Source organism: Arachnia rubra, from assembly GCF_019973735.1.
In the GTDB taxonomy this organism is placed as follows: domain Bacteria; phylum Actinomycetota; class Actinomycetes; order Propionibacteriales; family Propionibacteriaceae; genus Arachnia; species Arachnia rubra.
Window position 1 is genome coordinate 2,138,444 of sequence record NZ_AP024463.1, and the last position, 17,800, is coordinate 2,156,243.

A 17,800-nucleotide genomic window follows, 5' to 3' on the forward strand; every position below is an offset into this window, starting at 1 on the left:
GGGAACCGGCGTCAACCGACCGCACCTTCCATCTGGAGCGCGATGAGCCGGTTCAGCTCCAGGGCATACTCCATCGGCAATTCCTTCGCGATGGGTTCGACGAAGCCACGCACGATCATGGCCATCGCCTCATCCTCCTCCATGCCACGGGACATGAGGTAGAACAGCTGGTCATCGGAGACCTTGGAGACGGTGGCCTCGTGTGCCATAGAGACGTCATCCTCGCGGACATCGACATAGGGGTAGGTGTCAGAACGGGAAACCGTGTCCACCAGCAACGCGTCACATTTCACCGAGGACGCGGAGTGATGCGCACCAGGCTCGACCTTCACCAGGCCCCTATAGGAGGAACGCCCACCGGCCCTAGCCACGGACTTGGAGATGATCGAGGACGACGTGTGCGGAGCGCAGTGCACCATCTTGGATCCCGCATCCTGGTGCTGTCCCTCCCCCGCGAACGCGATGGAGAGAGTCTCACCACGGGCCTGCTCGCCCATCAGGTAGACCGCCGGGTACTTCATGGTCACCTTGGAGCCAATGTTGCCGTCGATCCACTCCATGGTCGCGCCCTCCTCGCAGATGGCCCGTTTGGTCACGAGGTTGTAGACGTTGTTCGACCAGTTCTGGATGGTGGTGTAGCGGCAGCGGGCGCCTTTCTTGACAATGATCTCCACCACCGCTGAGTGCAGCGAGTCTGAGGAGTAGATGGGTGCGGTGCAGCCCTCCACGTAATGCACATAGGCGTCCTCGTCGACGATGATCAGGGTCCGCTCGAACTGCCCCATGTTCTCGGTGTTGATCCGGAAGTAGGCCTGCAGTGGGATGGAGACGTGGACGCCCTTGGGCACGTACACGAAGGAGCCACCGGACCACACAGCAGTGTTCAGTGATGCGAATTTGTTGTCACCGGCCGGAATGATGGTGGTGAAGTATTCCTTGAACAGATCGGGATACTCCTTGAGGGCGGTATCCGTGTCCAGGAAGATCACACCCTGCCGTTCCAGCTCCTGGTTGATCTTGTGATACACCACCTCAGACTCGTACTGGGCCGCAACTCCCGCCACGAGACGTGCCTTCTCGGCCTCCGGGATGCCAAGCTTGTCGTAGGTATTCTTGATGTCCTCAGGCAGGTCCTCCCAGGACTGGGCCTGGCGCTCCGTGGAACGCACGAAGTATTTGATGTTGTCGAAGTCAATTTCGTTCAGGTCAGCACCCCAGGACGGCATCGGTTTCTTGCCGAACAGCCTGAGTGCCTTGAGCCGCAGGGCCAGCATCCAATCGGGCTCCCCCTTCAGCTCTGAGATGTGCCTGACCACAGCCTCATTGAGGCCACGCTGGGCGGAGGCACCGGCGGCATCAGAGTCATGCCAGCCATACTGGTAGCCACTCAGGGCTTCCAGGTGCTCGTCCTGGGTGGCCTCCACTCCGGGGGCCTGTGGCGTGGTCGTCATAGGGTCACTTCCTGATCTTGCTCGGTATGACGGGATTGGGGACGTGGGTGGTGCAGACCCCATCCCCATGGGCAATAGTCGCCAACCGCTGAACGTGACTGCCGAGCAGCCGTGAGAAGAGCTGGGTCTCGACCTCACACAGCTGCGGGAACTCGGCAGCCACATGGGCCACCGGGCAGTGATGCTGACACAGCTGGTCACCTGAACGAACCGGCTTGACCGATGGGGCGTAGGTGGCGCCCAGAGCCTCAGTGAGCAGCTCGATGGGGGCGCGCTCAGGATGGGCTTCGCGTAGCTCGTTGAAACGGCTTTCGATCTCGTCCACCCGCTCCGACGCCAACTCGACCATAGCTTCGGGCCCTGCAGCCTCGATCAGCCGCCGGATAGCCACTATGGCCAGCTCGTCGTAAGCCTGGTGGAACTCAGAGCGTCCGGCATCGGTGAGGAAGAACACCTTGGAGGGGCGCCCTCGGCCACGGGCTCCATAGACTCTCTGTTCACGTGAGCCCAGAGTCCCGTCCTCCAGGAGGGAAGACAGGTGGCGACGGATGGCCGCCGGAGTCAGTTTCATGCGTTCAGCGAGTTCTCGGGCTGTTGATGGTCCATGTTCAAGGATGGATCGGACAACCCGCTCCCGGGTGGAGTTGTCGGCTTCCTGCATGGCTGCGCTCATGACACCCTCCTCCCAGCGATTTTGCACACGCCAGTCTTTCCGAATCTCCCCAGCCTATCAAGCTAGGCCAGCCTAACCATCCTGGCCAGCACATGGCATGTGCATACCCGACCGGCGTCACGCTTCTGGCTCCTACCCCCGGCGCGTAGTTCAGCGGGAATAATGCAACGGGTTGGGGTGGCAGCGGGCCTCTGTGGCAATCCTCAGGCCCGGGGCCAGCCTCCCCTCCTCCCGGAGAGCCAGAAGCCGCTCCACCACCTTGTCCCTCAGCATCACCGGCGAGATGGTGTTCAGGTAGATCTTGGTGGCCCCTTCGAAACCAGCGAGGGTGGAGACCCGCCACTTGAGCATCACACGCCATGGCATCGGGAGCGTCACGTCGATCGGCCTGTAATGCCATTCCTCGTTGCACGCCACGTCCGTCCCCGTGGCAGCGTGCATGGCATGGATCAGGTCCGACATCCCACGGACCTCCTCGGCAGACTGTTCCCAGGGATTCGAGAACTCGGAGCAGGAATAGATCTCCAGGGTCGGATAGCGATGCCCGAAGCCCGCGAAGGCGACCGCGTGGTCATTCTCCGCGACGATGAGGTTGTGGTAGCCCGCATAGTTGGGGCCAACCTCGTTGAACAGGTTCGGGTCCTGGCGCAGGCGGGCAAGTGCCACCTCATGCTGGACACCGCGTTCATCAATAGCCACCAGTTGCTTGTGGAGATGGTCGAAGGAGGCACCGGCAGGCTTCAGCCAGTTCTGGAAGACGGTCACATAACGGGCGTAGCGGTTGTTCTCATAGGTTTGGCGCATCGATTCGACGGCGAAGGCAATGAACCGCTCATGTTCACCGGGCGTCAGGGTTCCAGAGCCCGCGAGCTGGGTGTCGTCGACGGCATCGTCGGTGAAGTGCCGTCTGGCGATGATCACGTCATGACCGCCCCCGAAGAAACCAGAGGCCGCCGCCAGGCGCTGTTCCTGGGTCATCGCATTCACTTGTCCTGCGCTGTGCCCGCAGGCCCGTAGTTTCGTCTCAGCAACCTGCAGTACGTGTTCCAGCCCTGCCGCAGAAGCAAGGTAAGAGCGTCTTCGTGCCGCAACGTCCTCGGGGAGCGTGAACCCATAGTTGGCCCGCCAGTAGTCGAGGCTGAGGATCTCGAAAAGGTTCGGGACGCAGCGGAATTCGGCTTTCGTGGCGAAGAGATCCTCAGCTGGAAGATGCCTCAGGGTCTCCCACTCATCTCCAGAACGCACCACCCGGGCCTTCTCCGGTGGAGTCTCCAGGTAGCGTCGCTCACAGAACGCGCAGTACGCGCTGCGGTTTGCGTCGTCTATGGGGCTCGGATCGGGGTGGTGGATGCCGAGTGGACGATTTCCCCGGCCCGGCACGGTCCACACCTCGGTGCCGGTGAGTGGGCCCACCTGCTTCACTGTTCCATCGGCCATGGTGGACAGGTATTCAGGCTGGCGGACAAAGGATCGCATGACGCCACCGTAGAGCAACTTGGGGATTCGGCTGGCTGGAACCTGTATGGTCGGATTTGTGACCAGCAGCAATCCGCTCCGTGACCCCCGGGACCGACGACTGCCAAGGATCGCCGGCCCTTGTGTCCTAGTGATCTTCGGTGTGACTGGCGATCTTTCCCGCAAGAAGTTGATGCCGGCTGTCTACGACCTGGCAAATCGTGGTCTGTTGCCAGCCGGCTTCGGCCTCGTGGGCTTCGCCCGCCGTGATTGGGATGACGAGGATTTCGCCCGGGTGGTCCACGACGCGGTCAAGGAAAACGCCCGCACCCGGTTCCGCGAGGAGGTGTGGGAGCAGCTGCTGGAGGGCATCCGGTTCGTGTCCGGGACCTTCGACTCGGATGAGGCTTTCGACCGGCTCCGCACCACGATCGAGGAACTCGACCGTGCCCGTGGCACCGGCGGGAATCACGCCTTCTACCTATCAATCCCACCGTCGAACTTCGAGCAGGTGGTCTCCCAGCTCAAACGGCATGATGTCACAGGAGAGAGCAAGGACACCTGGAACCGGGTGGTCATCGAGAAGCCCTTCGGGCACAATCTCGAGTCCGCCCGCGAGCTGAACCATGTGATCAACCAGCTCTTCTCCCCGCACGAGGTGTTCCGCATCGACCACTACCTGGGCAAGGAGACGGTGCAGAACATGCTGGCGCTGAGATTCGCCAACCAGATGTTCGAGCCGATCTGGAACCGCAACTACGTCTCGCATGTCGAGATAACGATGGCCGAGGACATTGGCATCGGGGGGCGCGCAGGGTACTACGACGGCATAGGCGCAGCCCGTGACGTGATCCAGAACCACCTCCTGCAGCTACTCGCCCTGACGGCGATGGAGGAACCCACCAGTTTCGAGGCCTCACAGCTGAGGACAGAGAAGACGAAAGTGCTCGCGGCAGCCCAAGTTCCCACCAACTACGCGGCACACACCGCACGGGGCCAGTACACCGCTGGGTGGCAGGGTGGCCGGTTGGTACGAGGCTACCTTGAGGAGGACGGGGTTTCCCCGGACTCCCACACTGAGACGTACGCAGCCATCCGCGTCGACATCGACAACCGCCGCTGGGCAGGGGTGCCTTTCTATCTGCGCGCCGCCAAACGCATGCCGAGGCGAGTCACGGAGATAGCCCTGGTGCTGAAACAGGCTCCGCACCTGCCCTTCCCTACCACCGATGCAGACGTCCTCGGGCAGAACGCCCTGGTGATGCGTATTCAACCCGACGAGGGAGTCACTTTGCGGTTCGGCGCAAAGGTGCCTGGAACACAGATGGAGATTCGGGACGTGTCCATGGACTTCGTCTATGGCGGTTCATTCACGGAAAGCTCCCCCGAGGCCTACGAACGGCTGATCCTGGATGTGCTGTTGGGCGATCCCCCGCTGTTCCCGCAGCATGAGGAAGTGGAGCTGGCCTGGAAGATCCTCGACCCGGTACTCGACTTCTGGGCATCGCTGCCCGCCCAGCCCGACCCCTATGCTGCGGGCACCTGGGGTCCCGCCAGCGCCGTTGAGATGCTGGCCCGCGACGGTAACACCTGGCGCAGGCCGTAAAGGTAGAGGAGAACGTCGTGATCGTAGAACTGAACAACACCACCACCCAGGATGTCGCTGCTGCACTGCTGAGGGCTCACCGCGAGGTGGGGCCGACCAGCGGCATGGTGCTGACTCTGCTGGTGGTCTCTGACGATGAGCACCAGGACGAGGTGCTCGAAGCGGCACGGGCCTCCGCCACCGCACACCCCTCACGGGTCATCGTCGTGACCAACTCGGGCGGCGAGCCGCGACTTCACGCAAAGATCCAGGTGGGTGAGGGCCTACCTGGTGATCTGATCTCGCTGAAACTGCACGGTGAACTCGCCATGCACGGCGACTCCGTCGTGCTCCCGTTGCTCCTGCCTGACTCCCCCACCATCGTCTGGTGGCCGCATCAGGCCCCTGTCTCACCAGCGCAGGACGCGATCGGGCAGCTGGCCACGCGACGGATCACCGACTCGATGGGTGCCCCGGACCCGCAGCTGGCTTTGGCGATCCGGGCCCGCAATATGACCCCTGGCGACACCGATCTATGCTGGACCAGGATCACGCGCTGGCGGGCCCTGCTGGCCGCGTCCCTGGATCAGTTCCCGCACCGGGTCACGTCCGCGCTGGTACGTTCCACCCCAGAGAATGCCTGCTCCACCCTGCTGGTGACCTGGCTTGAGCAACAGCTCGAGGTTCCAGTCGTGCACGAGGACAGCGACCAGCCAGGGATATCAGAGGTACGGCTGACCACCGAGCTGGGAGACATCGTCATCAACCGGGGGCGCTCTGAGACCATCGCCAGGTACGCGGTGCCGGGCCAGCCGGAACGCAAGGTGGCATTGAAGCGACGCCCCCTGACGGAGCTGCTCACTGAGGAACTGCAGCGTATGGACCCCGATTTCGTCTTCGAGTCGGTGGTGAGCCGGATCGCCACACAGGTAGGTGACTGATGTTCACGCGCGTGGTGGTCTTTGCATCACCTCAGGAGGTCGCAGACACGGTTGCCCATAAATTCCTGGAACGGGTTGTGGATCTGCTTGGCAGCCGGGATGAGGTGCAGGTCTGCCTGACGGGCGGCGGCACCGCAGACCTGGTGTATGAACGCTTCGCAGACCTGGCCGCAGAGGCGAAACTCGATCTCGGGCGCCTGCACCTGTGGTGGGGGGATGAGCGTTTCGTCGCCGCCACTGATCCTGACCGCAACTCACTCCAGGCGCTCAGCAGGTTGGGACGCACTCTCCCCATCCAGTCTGCACGAATCCATATGATGGCAGCACGAGATGGGCGTGCCGATCCACACGACTGCGCGTCAGAGTATGCGGCTGAACTGGGCGACACCCATTTCGACCTGACCTTCCTGGGCATGGGACCTGATGGGCATGTCGCCTCGATCTTCCCAGGGCATCCAAGTTTCGATGCCACATCGCGTGCCGTGATCGGAGTGACGGAATCGCCAAAACCTCCCTCAGAACGGATCTCGCTGACGATCCCAACGCTCAATCGCTCTGATGAGATCTGGTTCATCGTGACGGGAACGGGGAAAGCCGATGCCCTGCTGCGGGTACTTGAGGGCGACGAGTCCCTGCCCGCCTCTCATGCCCACGGGCAACAAGCCACCTATTGGTTCGTCGACCAGGCGGTCGCCTCGAAGCTGCCTGCGCGATACGTCTGCCCGCTCTGACGCTTTTAAGACTTTGCCGACAGAGCCTCAGGGATGGGTGGCGGAACTCAATCGCAACCGGCCCAGACCGCACTCATGGCGTAGTACGCCAGCCATGTCGCATTCCCTTGCTCCGGCAGCGCAAACCTGACAATTGTGCTTTCGGCCACGCACACATTGTGGAGATTCCGCCGAAGGGACGCCTGCACTGCCCTTCCGGTAAATTTGAGGCATGAAAACGGTCGCAGACTCAGTGGGTGTGGCCATCAAACGCGGGGCAGTTCCAGAGCCAAGCGGCCCGCGGACCAGCATCGTGCCCTGTACCGGAGAACAGCAACATGTCTGAGTTCCTGGCGTGGTTGGGTCAGAATCCATGGGCTGCCTGGGGCATGATCGCGCTACTGCTCGCTGCCGCCGAGCTACTCACCCTTGACCTGACGCTGTTGATGCTTGCTGGCGGCGCGGTACTCGGCGCAGTGACGGCGCTGGCGTTCCCCGATCTGCTCTGGCTCCAAGTAGTGGTTTCCCTCTTGACCGCGGTAGTCACGCTCTTTCTGTTGCGTCCCACCCTGCTGGAGGAGACTCGGCGGGCTCCAGGCTATCGCTCATCGCTGGACAAGGTGGTGGGATCAGCCGGTGATGTGACCTCCCGGATCACCGCCAATTCAGGTGAGGTGAAAATCGATGGGCAGATCTGGCAGGCACGCAGCTACGACGAAACCATCGCCATTGAGGCTGGGGAGAAGATCGAGGTCTTCGATCTCGACGGCATCACCCTGATCGTCTACCCAATCGCTCGCTGACGTCAGCAAACCATAAGGAGATACCTTGACATTAATAATCCTGATCCTGCTTGCCCTCGTCGTTGTGATGCTGTTCACAACCACTTTGAAGATCATCCGCCAGCAGCAGGTGGCCATCGTCGAACGCCTCGGGAAATTCCGCAAGGTCCTGGACCCGGGTCCCCACCTCGTGGTTCCCTTCCTCGACCAGATCCGCTACGCCCTCGACATGCGTGAGGAAGTGGTGCCCTTCCCACCGCAGGGTGTGATCACTGAGGACAACCTGATTGTCTCGATTGATTCAGTCATCTACTTCCAGATCGTCGATCCTGTCCGCGCAGCCTACGAGGCCCAGAACTACCGGGCCGCCATCGAACAACTGACCATGACCACACTCCGCAACATCATCGGTGGCATGGACCTTGAGGCCACCCTCACCTCTCGTGAGGAGATCAACCAGCGCCTGCGGGCTGTACTGGACGAGGCCACCGGAAAGTGGGGAATCAAGGTGAACCGTGTCGAGCTTCGAGCCATCGAGCCGCCGCCAACCATCCGCGACGCCATGGAGAAGGGTGCGCGAGCAGAACGGGACAAGCGGGCCTCCATTCTCCTGGCAGAGGGGCAGCGCCAGTCGCAGATCCTGTCTGCTGGGGGTGACCGGGAGGCTGCGGTCCTGCGAGCCCAGGGTGACCGGGAAGCCGCGGTCCTGCGAGCCCAAGCCGACCGGCAGGCGCAGATGCTGCGAGCCGAGGGCGAGGCCCAGGCAATCACCACGGTGTTCAGCGCCATCCACGCAGCAGAACCAGACCAGGCTCTGCTCGCCTACCAGTACATGCAGATGCTGCCTCGCCTGGCCAGTGGCGACTCGAACAAGATGTGGATCGTTCCCAGCGAACTCAGCGATGCGTTGAAGGGCCTGGGCCAGGTGGCGAACGCCACTGATGTGCGTGACTACGTCTCGAAGGCCTCTCACCGGTTCGCCGCACCGGATCCGGTGGACGTGCATGCCGAGATCGAGGAGCAGACAAAGAAGGATCAAGAGCAAAGCAAGGCGACGGTTGAACAGGCCATCGCCGATGCCCAGGCTCTCGACAGCGGTCCTGGCGCTGGACGCAGAGACAGCTCAGCTTCTCTGCCAACTGGTGACCAGGCCCCAGGGCTGGAACAAGGCCTGGGGTCCTTCAGCCCTGGCGGCTGGGGACAAGAAGAGTCTCAAGACGGCATCTAGGCACAGCGAAGCCCCGCCCGGGAAACCATTGTCAAATGGCCAACCAGGCGGGGCTTCATGCTGTATGCCAGCTCCTACGACAAGGATGAGGGTTCCTTACCTCTGAATGTCGGGCACGGAGAACTCTCATATTGGCCGGAGCCCGTAGGAACCCGTCAGTAGAGGATTTCCCCTGCGGCCCTGCGGGCTCTCAGCGAGGAGACTGCCTCGGCCAGGATCTGTTCGGCTTCAGCGTCGGTGCGGCGCTCCTTCACGTATGCGAGGTGCGTCTTGTAGGGAGTGATCTTCGGGGGTGGCGGCGGGTTCTCCGCGTCGGTGTTCGCGGGCAGCCCGCAGCGTGGGCAATCCCAGGACTCCGGGATCACCGCGTCAACGGCAAACGCGGGACGGGTCTCATGCCCGCTGGCACAGTAGTAGGAGACATGAAGCCTTGGAGCCGCGTCGCCCCTCTCAGCCTCACCCATTGGTCCGGCACCGACACGGCTACCGCGAATGGCGTTGCCACCTGCCACAACTACTCCTCAGGGATCGGAAATATTCTTCTTTCAAACGCCGATGCGGTAAAGCACCAGCAAGCCGATGACTGTCAGCACCCATATCAGCGTCAGCACAAAGGTGATGCGGTCCAGTCTGCGCTCAGCAGTGGAAACACCTCCCATGGCGGTGGACATGCCACCACCGAACAAGTCAGACATGCCGCCACCACGACCCTTGTGGAGGAGTACGGACAGTGCCAACAAGGCACTCAGGATGATCAAGATGACCGACAAGGTGACTATGGGCCAGCTGACGAGTGGGACAATCACGCGCAGTAGTCTAACTGAGGGGTTCAAATTCATCACATCGTGGGTCCCGGAAGCGCACCCATATGGCCTTAACAGCCGCGGGGTCGTCACTGAATATTCAGTGACGACCCCGCGGCTGGAGGCCACGGTTCAGGCAAAAAGCACGATCGCAGCGAACTCCTCAGCCTTCAGGCTGGCGCCGCCAACGAGAGCACCGTCGACGTCAGGTTGCGCCATGATCTCGGCCACATTGAAAGCCTTCACGGAGCCGCCGTACTGGATACGGACCGCATCGGCGGTGGCCTGGTCGTACAACCTCGCGACCTCCTGCCGGATGGCGCCGCAGACCTCTTGGGCATCCCCTGGAGTCGCGACCTCTCCCGTGCCGATGGCCCATACCGGTTCGTAGGCGATCACCAGCGAAGCCACCTGCTCGGGGTCCAGCCCCTTCAGGCAGCCACGGATCTGCTCCAGCGTGTACTCGACGTGACGCCCCTCCTGACGAATCTCCAGGCCCTCACCGCAACAGATGATGGGGGCCATGCCCGCAGCCAGGATCTTGGCTGCCTTGGCGTTGACCAAAACGTCGGTCTCGTTGTGGTACTGGCGCCGCTCCGAGTGCCCGACCACCACGTAGCGGACCCCCAGCTTCGCCAGCATCCCGGCGCTGACCTCACCCGTGTAGGCACCTGAGTCATGCTCAGAAACGTTCTGCGCCCCAAGCTGGATCGGGAAACGATCGCCCTCGATCAGAGTCTGCACGGTGCGCAGATCAGTGAACGGGGGAATGACGACGCAGTCGACGGAGCTGCCGTCGTACTCCTTGTCCGCCAAGGTCCACGCCAGTTTCTGGACGAGCCCCGTCGCCTCGACGTGGTTCAGGTTCATCTTCCAGTTGCCCGCCATGATCGGCTTGCGTGCCATGTCAGTTACCTTCCTTCAGAACAGCGATGCCGGGCAGGGTCTTACCCTCCATCAGTTCCAGAGACGCGCCCCCGCCGGTGGAGATGTGCCCGAATGCATCCTCGGCAAAGCCGAGAGCCCGCACGGCGGAAGCCGAGTCACCGCCACCAACAACGCTGATGCCGTCCACCTCGGTGAGAGCCTGTGCGACAGCCCGTGTGCCTGACTCCAGCCCGGGAATCTCGAACACGCCCATAGGGCCATTCCAGAAAACCGACTTGGCCTGGCGGATGGCGTCGCTGAACAGCTTCTCCGTGGCGGGTCCGATGTCGAGGCCCATCTTGTCACCGGGGATGGCGTCAACAGGGACCACATCAACCTGGCCGACCGTGCGCCCACCAAAGTCCACCTCGGATGCGACCCGCACGTCCACGGGCAGCAGGATCCGCTTGCCCGCAGCGTCAGCTGCCTTCAGGTAGCCGGTGCAGGCCTCAAGGGAGGCGTCGTCAACCAGTGACTGCCCGACGCCGAAGCCCTGTGCCTTAAGGAAGGTGAAGGCCATGCCGCCACCGATGACCAGGGTGTCAGCCACCTTGAGGAGATTGTCGATGACGGCTAGCTTGTCGGCCACCTTCGCTCCGCCCAGCACCACGACGAACGGGCGTTTAGGTGCCTCGGTGAGACCCTCCAGCACGTCGATCTCGGCTTTCACAAGCGAACCTGCTGCCGAGGGCAGCAGCTTTGCGATGTCGTAGACGGAGGCTTCCTTGCGGTGCACCACACCGAAACCGTTGGAAACGAAGAAGTTCCCGAAGGCCGCGTATTTCGCCGCCAGTTCCTTGCGCGCAGCCTCGTCCTTAGACTTCTCACCGGCCTCGAACCGGACATTCTCCAGCAGAGCCACCTCACCATTGCCAAGAGACTCGACGGTGGCCTTCGCGGAGGCGCCGACGACATCGGAGGCGAACTTCACCTGCACGCCGAGGAGCTCACCGAGACGGGCTGCTACAGGGGCAAGGGAGAACTGCGGATCCGGTTCTCCCTTGGGACGCCCGAGATGAGCGAGAATGACGACGCGGGCTCCAGCCTCGCGCAGCTCGTTGAGGGTGGGTAGGGCGGCACGGATACGGCCGTCATCAGTGATCTTCTTGTCACTGTCGAGAGGCACGTTGAAATCGCAGCGGACGACCACGCGTTTGCCAGCGAGGTCCCCGAGCTGGGAGACAGACTTCATAGGGGGTCCTTTCGGTGGGGACACATCGGCCCCGCCGACACGAGTGCAGACGGGGCCGAAGGGTCACTTCTTGTAGGGGTCAGAGCTTGCTGCCAACGAGGGCCGTCAGATCCACGAGACGGTTCGAGTAGCCCCACTCGTTGTCGTACCAGCCGACGACCTTGACCTGGTTGCCGATCACCTTGGTCAGCTGAGCATCGAAGGTGCAGGAGGCCGGGTCGGTCTCGATGTCCTTGGACACGATCGGCTCCTCGGTGTAGACCAGGATCCTGCCGTCCGCAGCCTTCTTGACGATCTCGTTGACTTCCTCGACCGTAACCTCGCGGGGAGCCTCAAAGGTGAGGTCTGTGGCAGAGCCCGTGGGAACTGGGACACGGAGAGCGTAACCATCGAGTTTGCCCTTCAGCTCAGGCAGCACCAGGGAAACCGCCTTGGCAGCTCCGGTGGTGGTGGGCACGATGTTGAGAGCAGCGGCGCGGGCGCGGCGCAGATCCTTGTGAGGCCCATCCTGCAGGTTCTGGTCCTGGGTGTAGGCGTGGATGGTGGTCATCAGGCCCTTGATGATGCCGAGGCCGTCGTTGAGCGCCTTGGCCATAGGGGCCAGGCAGTTGGTGGTGCAGGACGCGTTGGAGATGATGTTATGAACAGCCGGGTCGTACTTATCATCGTTGACACCCATGACGATGGTGATGTCCTCGTTCTTGGCAGGAGCCGAGATCAGGACCTTCTTGGCACCGGCCTCCAGATGGGCCTTGGCCTTGGTGGCGTCCGTGAAGAAACCAGTGGACTCGACGACGATATCGACACCCAGCTCACCCCAGGGAAGGTTTGCCGGATCCTTCTCCGCAAAAGCCTTGATCTCCTTGCCGCCAACGATGATGGCGTCATCGTCGTAAGAGACCTCTTCGGGGAAGCGTCCGAGGATGGAGTCGTATTTCAGGAGGTGGGCGAGGGTCTTGTTGTCAGTGAGGTCATTGACGGCAACCACCTCGAGTTCAGCGCCGGATGCGACAAGCGCGCGGAAGTAGTTGCGGCCAATGCGGCCGAAGCCGTTGATTCCAACCTTGACGGTCATTTCGAATTGATCCCCTTCGAGAGATACCTGGGAGCCCGCCACGCCTGGATGGCGCAACCGAACGCCCTTCGGACAGCTCTATCCTAGCCGTGGAAAGCCGATCCCAGAAGGGGGTGCATCCTCACTGGGGATCGCTCAGATCAGCTGGCAGAGAGGCCTCGGTGTTTGGGATGCCAGCCGCCTCCGCAGCCTTGTCGGCAGTAGCGAGCAGCCGCCTGATACGCCCGGCAACCGCATCCTTGGTCAGCGGCGGGTCGTGTAGCTTACCGAGTTCTTCGAGGCTCGCCTGCCGGTGTTCGATGCGGAGCCGGCCGGCCGCGACCAGATGCGCTGGGGCATCCTCGCCCAGGATCTCAAGGGCACGCTCCACCCGGGCACTGGCTGCCACGGCAGCACGGGCAGAGCGGCGCAGATTCGCGTCGTCGAAATTCGCGAGCCGGTTCGCCTGTGCCTTGACCTCACGTCTCATGCGACGCTCCTCCCAGATCAGGCGCGTCTCCTGGGCTCCCATCCGGGTGAGGAGATCGGCAATGGCCTCCCCATCCCGCAGGACCACCCGGTCCACTCCGCGCGATTCACGGGCTTTCACGGTGATGCCCAGCCGACGGGCGGCACCGCTGAGCGCCAGGGCAGCCTCTGAGCCAGGGCAGGTGACCTCCAGTGCCATGGAACGCCCAGGCTCAGTGAGGGAGCCCCGGGCGAGGAAGGCACCCCGCCACACGGCGACCGCATCAGCCATGGAACCCCCGACCACCATGGCCGGCAGTCCCCGGACGGGACGGCGGCGCTGATCCACCAGCCCGGTGAGCCGGGCCAGGGCCTCACCGTCCCGCATCACTCGCACCGCATACCGGGTGGTGCGGCGCAGCCCTGTGGCATTGATCACCAAGAGGTCGGAGTCCAGCGAGTAGAGGTCGTGTATGTAGGTACGCAGCCGCCGGGCAGCAGCCGCGGAGTCTAGCTCGGCCTCTATGACGATACGTCCCCCCACCAGATGCAGTCCACCGCCGAATCTGAGCATCGCGGCAACCTCGGCCCGACGCGCGTTCGGATGGGGTGTGGCCACCGCTGCCAACTCCGACTTCACCTTCTGGGTCAACGCCATGGAAGCCATCATTCCACCAAATCCACTGCCATGTCCGCCTAGCTCACAAGAAGCTCCTGGTAGGCATCGGCAAGTCTCTTAGGATCATGGCGCAGGCTGCCGTCATGGCAGCGGATGTCCGCGACCGCCAGTTCAGCGCCGAGTGAGGCCGCAAACTGCGTAAGGTGACGGTCAGAACCTACAAATCCCACGTCCGCCAATACGAAATCAAGACGCAGGGTCGGGGCATGCTCAGCCAGGAGCTCGATGTGACGGGAAGCCGTAAACCCGTCGGTCTCATCGGCAGCTGCGATGTTCATCACGAGGATACGGCGGGCCGGAGTCGACAAGATGGCCTCACGCAGCTCTGGGACCAGTAGGTGTGGGATCACGGATGTGAACCAGGACCCTGGCCCGAGCACGATCGCATCGGCTTGCCGCACTGCCGCGATCGCCTCTGGATGAGCTGGGGGATCCTCCGGGACCAGCCTGACCGACTGCACAGTCGCGCGGGTCTTGGCCACAGTGGCCTGTCCCGCCAGGGTGCACAGCTCGTCCGGGGCAAGCGGGTCAAGCCCCAGCACATCAGCCTCGATCTGTAGAGGAACCGAACTCATCGGCAGCACCCGGCCACGGGTACGGAGCAGTTCTCCCACCATGTCGAGGCCAGCCACCGGATCCTCAAGCTGCTGCCACAGGCCCGCGATGAGCAGGTTGCCGATGGCGTGGCCACTCAGCGGACCCGCCCCCGAGAACCGCGACTGCAGCACACTCGCCCAGCGCCGCCCCACCTGATCGTCGCCGCAGAGCGCGGCCAGGGCCATGCGGAGGTCACCGGGAGGAAGACACCCGAACTCACGGCGCAGCCGTCCGGAGGATCCCCCATCATCCGCCACCGTGACGACGGCGGTAAGCCGGTCGGTGATCCGCCGCAGCGCTGTCAAAGACGTGTGGAGTCCGTGGCCACCACCGAAGGCGACGACCGCAGATCCTCTGGACCAGCTCATTCCTTCCCCAGATCCCGATGCAGCACGCTGACACCATAGCCGCATGCCCGTAGCCGGGTGGCTAGCTCCTCAGTCATGGAGGTGGAGCGGTGTTTACCCCCGGTACAGCCGATCGCGACCGTCACCTGCCGCTTACCCTCCGTCAGGTATCCGGGGGCGGCCACCTGTATCACCTCCAGCATGCACTGCTGAAAATCCTGGGCTGCCTCCTGGGACAAGACATAATCGGCCACATCCGGTGAGAGCCCCGTCTTCGGACGCAGATCCGGCACCCAGTAGGGGTTGGGAAGGAACCGCACGTCGAAGACAATGTCGGCATCCACCGGCAGGCCATTCTTGAACCCAAAGGACATCAGAGCCACGCTCAGGGTGTCGGTGGCATCGGTACCGAAATGGTTGGAGACTCGCTGGGCCAGTTGCCGTGCGCTCAGCCTGGACGTGTCGACGACGATGTCCGCGGAGGCCCGCAGGTCAGCGAGCAGGCGCCGCTCACGCACGATGCCGTCGAGCAGGCGGCCGTCATACTGGAGCGGCAGCGGCCGCCGGTTGGATTCCTGCCGCTGCACGATCACCTCGTCACTGGCCTCGATGAACAGCACCGTGACGCGGTATCCGCGTAGTTTGAGGTCAGCGAAGGCAGCCGGTAGCTGTTCAAACTCCTCCCGGGAACGCACGTCGACCACCACGGCCAGGCGCTCGGCGGACCCCATCCGGTCCACCAGGATGGGCAGCATCGCAGGCGGCAGGTTGTCCACCACATACCAGCCGAGATCCTCCATGGTGTGGGCGGCTGTGCGTCGCCCAGCCCCGGACATACCGGTCACGACTACGACTTCCGCTGGACCCTGCACTTCCGCCATGGAAAAACCCTATCCGGTCCCAACGGGCAAACTCGCAGTTGTTGAAAGCGTGTCAACGTTCCCCAATACCACGAGCAGCAAGAGCCTCGCCGGTGCGTTCCGCATGAGCAACCGCGCCCAGCACCACCGGAACCAGCAGCGCCACCGGGTTGCGTTCAGCCCCGCGGGCCCGCGCGGCGTCCTGCGAGTCGCCGAACAAACCGATCAGATAAGGGATCGAACGGATCATCAACGCCACCATCAGGGCGATCGAGTCGGGTTTCAGTCCGATGAACCGGAGCGGGCGCAGCGCCGATGCCAGGGCGGAAAGCAGCTCTGGCGTCGATGTGGTCAATGTCAGCAGACGGGCCGCGAGGATGGCCAGCAGCAGGTTTCCTGGCTGCACCACGGCCGCCCCCGGGTTCAAGACCACCAGGTGATAGGCGGTCAGCGCAGCAAGCAGTAGCCACATCACCCAGCCGATCCGCAGCGCACGCACCAGCCCGATGCCTGAGCTGAAGAGCAGTAGCACTGTCGCCATCAGCGACGAGACTGTCAAAGGCCACTGCTGCAGGACTAGCGCCGGGATGCTGAGGGCGAGCATGATCAGGTACTTCCACCCCACGCCGGCCCGGAACAGCCATCCCTCGCCTGGCTGGTACAGCCCAAGCAGACTGACCTGGGCGTTCACGCTGCCCCCATGGCCGTTTCATACCAGGCGATGGCCTCTCCAGGCTCACCGTCAGCCGCGACCCGCCCTGAGTCGATGACGATCACCCGGTCTGCGTCGGCTGCCACCTCCAGGTCGTGGGTGGAGTAGATGAGCTGCTGCTCCAGACCAGCGAAGGTGCGGCGCAAGGCCGTCTTGTTACGCAGGTCGAGCAGAGTGGTCGGCTCGTCGGCGACGATGATGCTCGGCCCCACCGCGAGAACGCTGGTCAGCGCGACCAGCTGGCGTTCACCGCCAGAGAGATCGTAGATGCTCTGATGGGCCAGCTTCCCCAAGCCACGTTCGTCGAGGAGCTGCTGGGCACGGGCGGCACGTCCTGCGCGGGGCAGATGCGTCAGACTGAGTGTGATGTCCTCGATGGGAGTGGGCATCAGCAGCTGCGCCAGGGGATCGGTGAAGATGAACCCCACTTCCCGGCGCACGAGACGGGCCCGCTTGACGGTGTCATGACCATTGACGGTGACACTCCCCGAGGTCGGGGAGCGCATGCCATTCAGCAGCCGGAGCAAGGTGGACTTCCCCGAGCCGTTGGCTCCGATCACCGCCACCCGGTGCTCTTGAAGGGTCAGGTCCACCCCCTCAAGAAGTACCTTGGGCTCAGCCCCTTTGCGCAGCGGCGGGATGGCGACGCCGACGCCGGCAAGCCGGATCACCGCTGGGCGAGCAGGCGGGGGAAGGCTCGGTGCACCGCGTAGGCGAGTAGGACCGCGATGACGCTCTTTATCGCATCGCTCGCCCAGAAAGCCATGTCGGTCATCAGAGCCTTGCCGAAGTCGAAACCCAGAGCACGCATCATGCCGACGACACCCAGAGGCATGATGATCAGGTAGCGTGCGAGCAGCAGTCCCAGGAAGAAGAGGACGGGGGTCATGGCGCTGAGACCGCGCCGCAACACCCAGACGGTCACGAAACCGGTCAGCAGCGCCGCGAAGGGAAAGGCGATCAGATAACCACCCGAAGGGCTCGCCAGCGCGCCGATGCCAGCCGCGCCCCTGGCGAAGACCGGAAGCCCGGCAGCCCCGACCACGACGTACAGGGCAGTCGCGGCGAAACCCCGCCACGGGCCAAGACAGAGGCCCGCCAGTCCCACGCCGAGCGTCTGCAAGGTGAAGGAGATGGGGCCAATGTTGAATCCTGGAACCAAGGCCAAGGCCGCGATCAAGGCGGCAAAGACCGCGATGTACGCCAAGTCACTGGCCTGGAAAAACTGCGGGGAACGAGCCTGGGCTGAGGTCACGGTCTCCTCCTGGGATTTCTTGAGAGTTCGCAGGACATTCAACACCCCGCATTGAACAACGTTCAAGTCGCATGTGGGACA

At 63.1% G+C, this 17,800-nt stretch carries 19 protein-coding genes; 5 read left to right on the plus strand and 14 right to left on the minus strand.

The window, feature by feature from the left end; all coding sequences use genetic code 11:
* Positions 1–11: 11 nt before the first annotated feature.
* The 3 genes from sufB to SK1NUM_RS09805 all read right to left on the minus strand — a co-directional run bounded on the left by sufB (position 12) and on the right by SK1NUM_RS09805 (position 3,600).
* Positions 12–1,451, minus strand: coding sequence for a Fe-S cluster assembly protein SufB (sufB, locus tag SK1NUM_RS09795; protein ID WP_212321576.1), 1,440 nt, complete (start codon positions 1,449–1,451; stop codon positions 12–14).
* A 4-nt stretch (positions 1,452–1,455) separates the two neighbouring features.
* Complete coding sequence (locus SK1NUM_RS09800) at positions 1,456–2,124, minus strand: helix-turn-helix transcriptional regulator (RefSeq protein ID WP_212321577.1); 669 nt, start codon at positions 2,122–2,124, stop codon at positions 1,456–1,458.
* Positions 2,125–2,274: 150 nt separating this feature from the next.
* Entirely contained in the window at positions 2,275–3,600 is a 1,326-nt protein-coding gene (locus tag SK1NUM_RS09805; protein WP_223927486.1) for a DUF4921 family protein, read from the minus strand.
* A 46-nt stretch (positions 3,601–3,646) separates the two neighbouring features.
* On the opposite strand from SK1NUM_RS09805, the gene zwf reads away from it, so the two are divergent.
* The 5 genes from zwf to SK1NUM_RS09830 all read left to right on the plus strand — a co-directional run bounded on the left by zwf (position 3,647) and on the right by SK1NUM_RS09830 (position 8,825).
* Positions 3,647–5,185, plus strand: coding sequence for a glucose-6-phosphate dehydrogenase (gene zwf / locus SK1NUM_RS09810; protein ID WP_212321578.1), 1,539 nt, complete (start codon positions 3,647–3,649; stop codon positions 5,183–5,185).
* 17 nt (positions 5,186–5,202) lie between these two features.
* Complete coding sequence (locus SK1NUM_RS09815; protein WP_212321579.1) at positions 5,203–6,105, plus strand: glucose-6-phosphate dehydrogenase assembly protein OpcA; 903 nt, start codon at positions 5,203–5,205, stop codon at positions 6,103–6,105.
* Positions 6,105–6,836: a 6-phosphogluconolactonase gene (gene pgl, locus SK1NUM_RS09820; protein WP_212321581.1), complete on the plus strand. Its 732-nt coding sequence runs from the start codon at positions 6,105–6,107 to the stop codon at positions 6,834–6,836. The genes SK1NUM_RS09815 and pgl overlap by 1 nt, the downstream gene beginning before the upstream one ends.
* A gap of 317 nt (positions 6,837–7,153) precedes the next feature.
* Positions 7,154–7,618: an NfeD family protein gene (locus SK1NUM_RS09825; RefSeq protein WP_212321583.1), complete on the plus strand. Its 465-nt coding sequence runs from the start codon at positions 7,154–7,156 to the stop codon at positions 7,616–7,618.
* Positions 7,619–7,685: 67 nt separating this feature from the next.
* Positions 7,686–8,825, plus strand: coding sequence for an SPFH domain-containing protein (locus SK1NUM_RS09830; protein WP_223927992.1), 1,140 nt, complete (start codon positions 7,686–7,688; stop codon positions 8,823–8,825).
* Between the two features lie 155 nt (positions 8,826–8,980).
* Here SK1NUM_RS09830 and SK1NUM_RS09835 read toward each other — a convergent pair whose 3' ends face one another.
* From SK1NUM_RS09835 to SK1NUM_RS09885, 11 genes are all read right to left on the minus strand, one after another.
* Entirely contained in the window at positions 8,981–9,337 is a 357-nt protein-coding gene (locus SK1NUM_RS09835) for an RNA polymerase-binding protein RbpA (protein WP_212321584.1), read from the minus strand.
* Positions 9,338–9,370: 33 nt separating this feature from the next.
* Entirely contained in the window at positions 9,371–9,631 is a 261-nt protein-coding gene (gene secG, locus SK1NUM_RS09840; RefSeq protein ID WP_317988059.1) for a preprotein translocase subunit SecG, read from the minus strand.
* Positions 9,632–9,760: 129 nt separating this feature from the next.
* Positions 9,761–10,534, minus strand: a complete 774-nt coding sequence (tpiA, locus tag SK1NUM_RS09845; protein ID WP_212321588.1) for a triose-phosphate isomerase — start codon at positions 10,532–10,534, stop codon at positions 9,761–9,763.
* A 1-nt stretch (position 10,535) separates the two neighbouring features.
* Positions 10,536–11,747 carry a phosphoglycerate kinase gene (locus SK1NUM_RS09850; protein WP_212321590.1) on the minus strand — a complete coding sequence of 404 codons (1,212 nt, stop codon included), beginning with the start codon at positions 11,745–11,747 and terminating at the stop codon, positions 10,536–10,538.
* Positions 11,748–11,826: 79 nt separating this feature from the next.
* A complete protein-coding gene (gene gap / locus SK1NUM_RS09855; protein ID WP_212321592.1) occupies positions 11,827–12,822 on the minus strand; it encodes a type I glyceraldehyde-3-phosphate dehydrogenase in 996 nt (331 codons plus the stop codon).
* Positions 12,823–12,943: 121 nt separating this feature from the next.
* The gene (gene whiA / locus SK1NUM_RS09860; protein ID WP_212321594.1) at positions 12,944–13,927 is read right to left on the minus strand and encodes a DNA-binding protein WhiA; all 984 of its coding nucleotides are present in this window, start codon (positions 13,925–13,927) and stop codon (positions 12,944–12,946) included.
* 38 nt (positions 13,928–13,965) lie between these two features.
* Positions 13,966–14,913 carry a gluconeogenesis factor YvcK family protein gene (locus tag SK1NUM_RS09865; RefSeq protein ID WP_212321596.1) on the minus strand — a complete coding sequence of 316 codons (948 nt, stop codon included), beginning with the start codon at positions 14,911–14,913 and terminating at the stop codon, positions 13,966–13,968.
* The gene (rapZ, locus tag SK1NUM_RS09870) at positions 14,910–15,773 is read right to left on the minus strand and encodes an RNase adapter RapZ (protein WP_212321598.1); all 864 of its coding nucleotides are present in this window, start codon (positions 15,771–15,773) and stop codon (positions 14,910–14,912) included. The genes SK1NUM_RS09865 and rapZ overlap by 4 nt, the downstream gene beginning before the upstream one ends.
* 52 nt (positions 15,774–15,825) lie before the next feature.
* Positions 15,826–16,443 (minus strand): energy-coupling factor transporter transmembrane component T family protein, encoded by a 618-nt coding sequence (locus tag SK1NUM_RS09875; RefSeq protein WP_212321600.1) that lies wholly within the window; start codon positions 16,441–16,443, stop codon positions 15,826–15,828.
* Entirely contained in the window at positions 16,440–17,135 is a 696-nt protein-coding gene (locus SK1NUM_RS09880) for an energy-coupling factor ABC transporter ATP-binding protein (RefSeq protein ID WP_212321602.1), read from the minus strand. Before SK1NUM_RS09880 ends, SK1NUM_RS09875 begins: the two co-directional genes overlap by 4 nt.
* Entirely contained in the window at positions 17,132–17,785 is a 654-nt protein-coding gene (locus tag SK1NUM_RS09885) for a biotin transporter BioY (protein ID WP_223927488.1), read from the minus strand. Before SK1NUM_RS09885 ends, SK1NUM_RS09880 begins: the two co-directional genes overlap by 4 nt.
* Positions 17,786–17,800: the final 15 nt, after the last annotated feature.

Coding starts and splice junctions, on each gene's coding strand:
- zwf (WP_212321578.1), top strand. CDS start 3,647: ATGGTCGGATTTGTGACCAGCAGCAATCCGCTCCGTGACCCCCGGGAC.
- SK1NUM_RS09825 (WP_212321583.1), top strand. CDS start 7,154: ATGTCTGAGTTCCTGGCGTGGTTGGGTCAGAATCCATGGGCTGCCTGG.
- SK1NUM_RS09805 (WP_223927486.1), bottom strand. CDS start 3,600: ATGCGATCCTTTGTCCGCCAGCCTGAATACCTGTCCACCATGGCCGAT.
- rapZ (WP_212321598.1), bottom strand. CDS start 15,773: ATGGCGGAAGTGCAGGGTCCAGCGGAAGTCGTAGTCGTGACCGGTATG.
- tpiA (WP_212321588.1), bottom strand. CDS start 10,534: ATGGCACGCAAGCCGATCATGGCGGGCAACTGGAAGATGAACCTGAAC.
- pgl (WP_212321581.1), top strand. CDS start 6,105: ATGTTCACGCGCGTGGTGGTCTTTGCATCACCTCAGGAGGTCGCAGAC.
- gap (WP_212321592.1), bottom strand. CDS start 12,822: ATGACCGTCAAGGTTGGAATCAACGGCTTCGGCCGCATTGGCCGCAAC.
- whiA (WP_212321594.1), bottom strand. CDS start 13,927: ATGGCGTTGACCCAGAAGGTGAAGTCGGAGTTGGCAGCGGTGGCCACA.
- sufB (WP_212321576.1), bottom strand. CDS start 1,451: ATGACGACCACGCCACAGGCCCCCGGAGTGGAGGCCACCCAGGACGAG.
- SK1NUM_RS09830 (WP_223927992.1), top strand. CDS start 7,686: ATGCTGTTCACAACCACTTTGAAGATCATCCGCCAGCAGCAGGTGGCC.
- SK1NUM_RS09800 (WP_212321577.1), bottom strand. CDS start 2,124: ATGAGCGCAGCCATGCAGGAAGCCGACAACTCCACCCGGGAGCGGGTT.
- SK1NUM_RS09865 (WP_212321596.1), bottom strand. CDS start 14,913: ATGAGCTGGTCCAGAGGATCTGCGGTCGTCGCCTTCGGTGGTGGCCAC.
- SK1NUM_RS09850 (WP_212321590.1), bottom strand. CDS start 11,747: ATGAAGTCTGTCTCCCAGCTCGGGGACCTCGCTGGCAAACGCGTGGTC.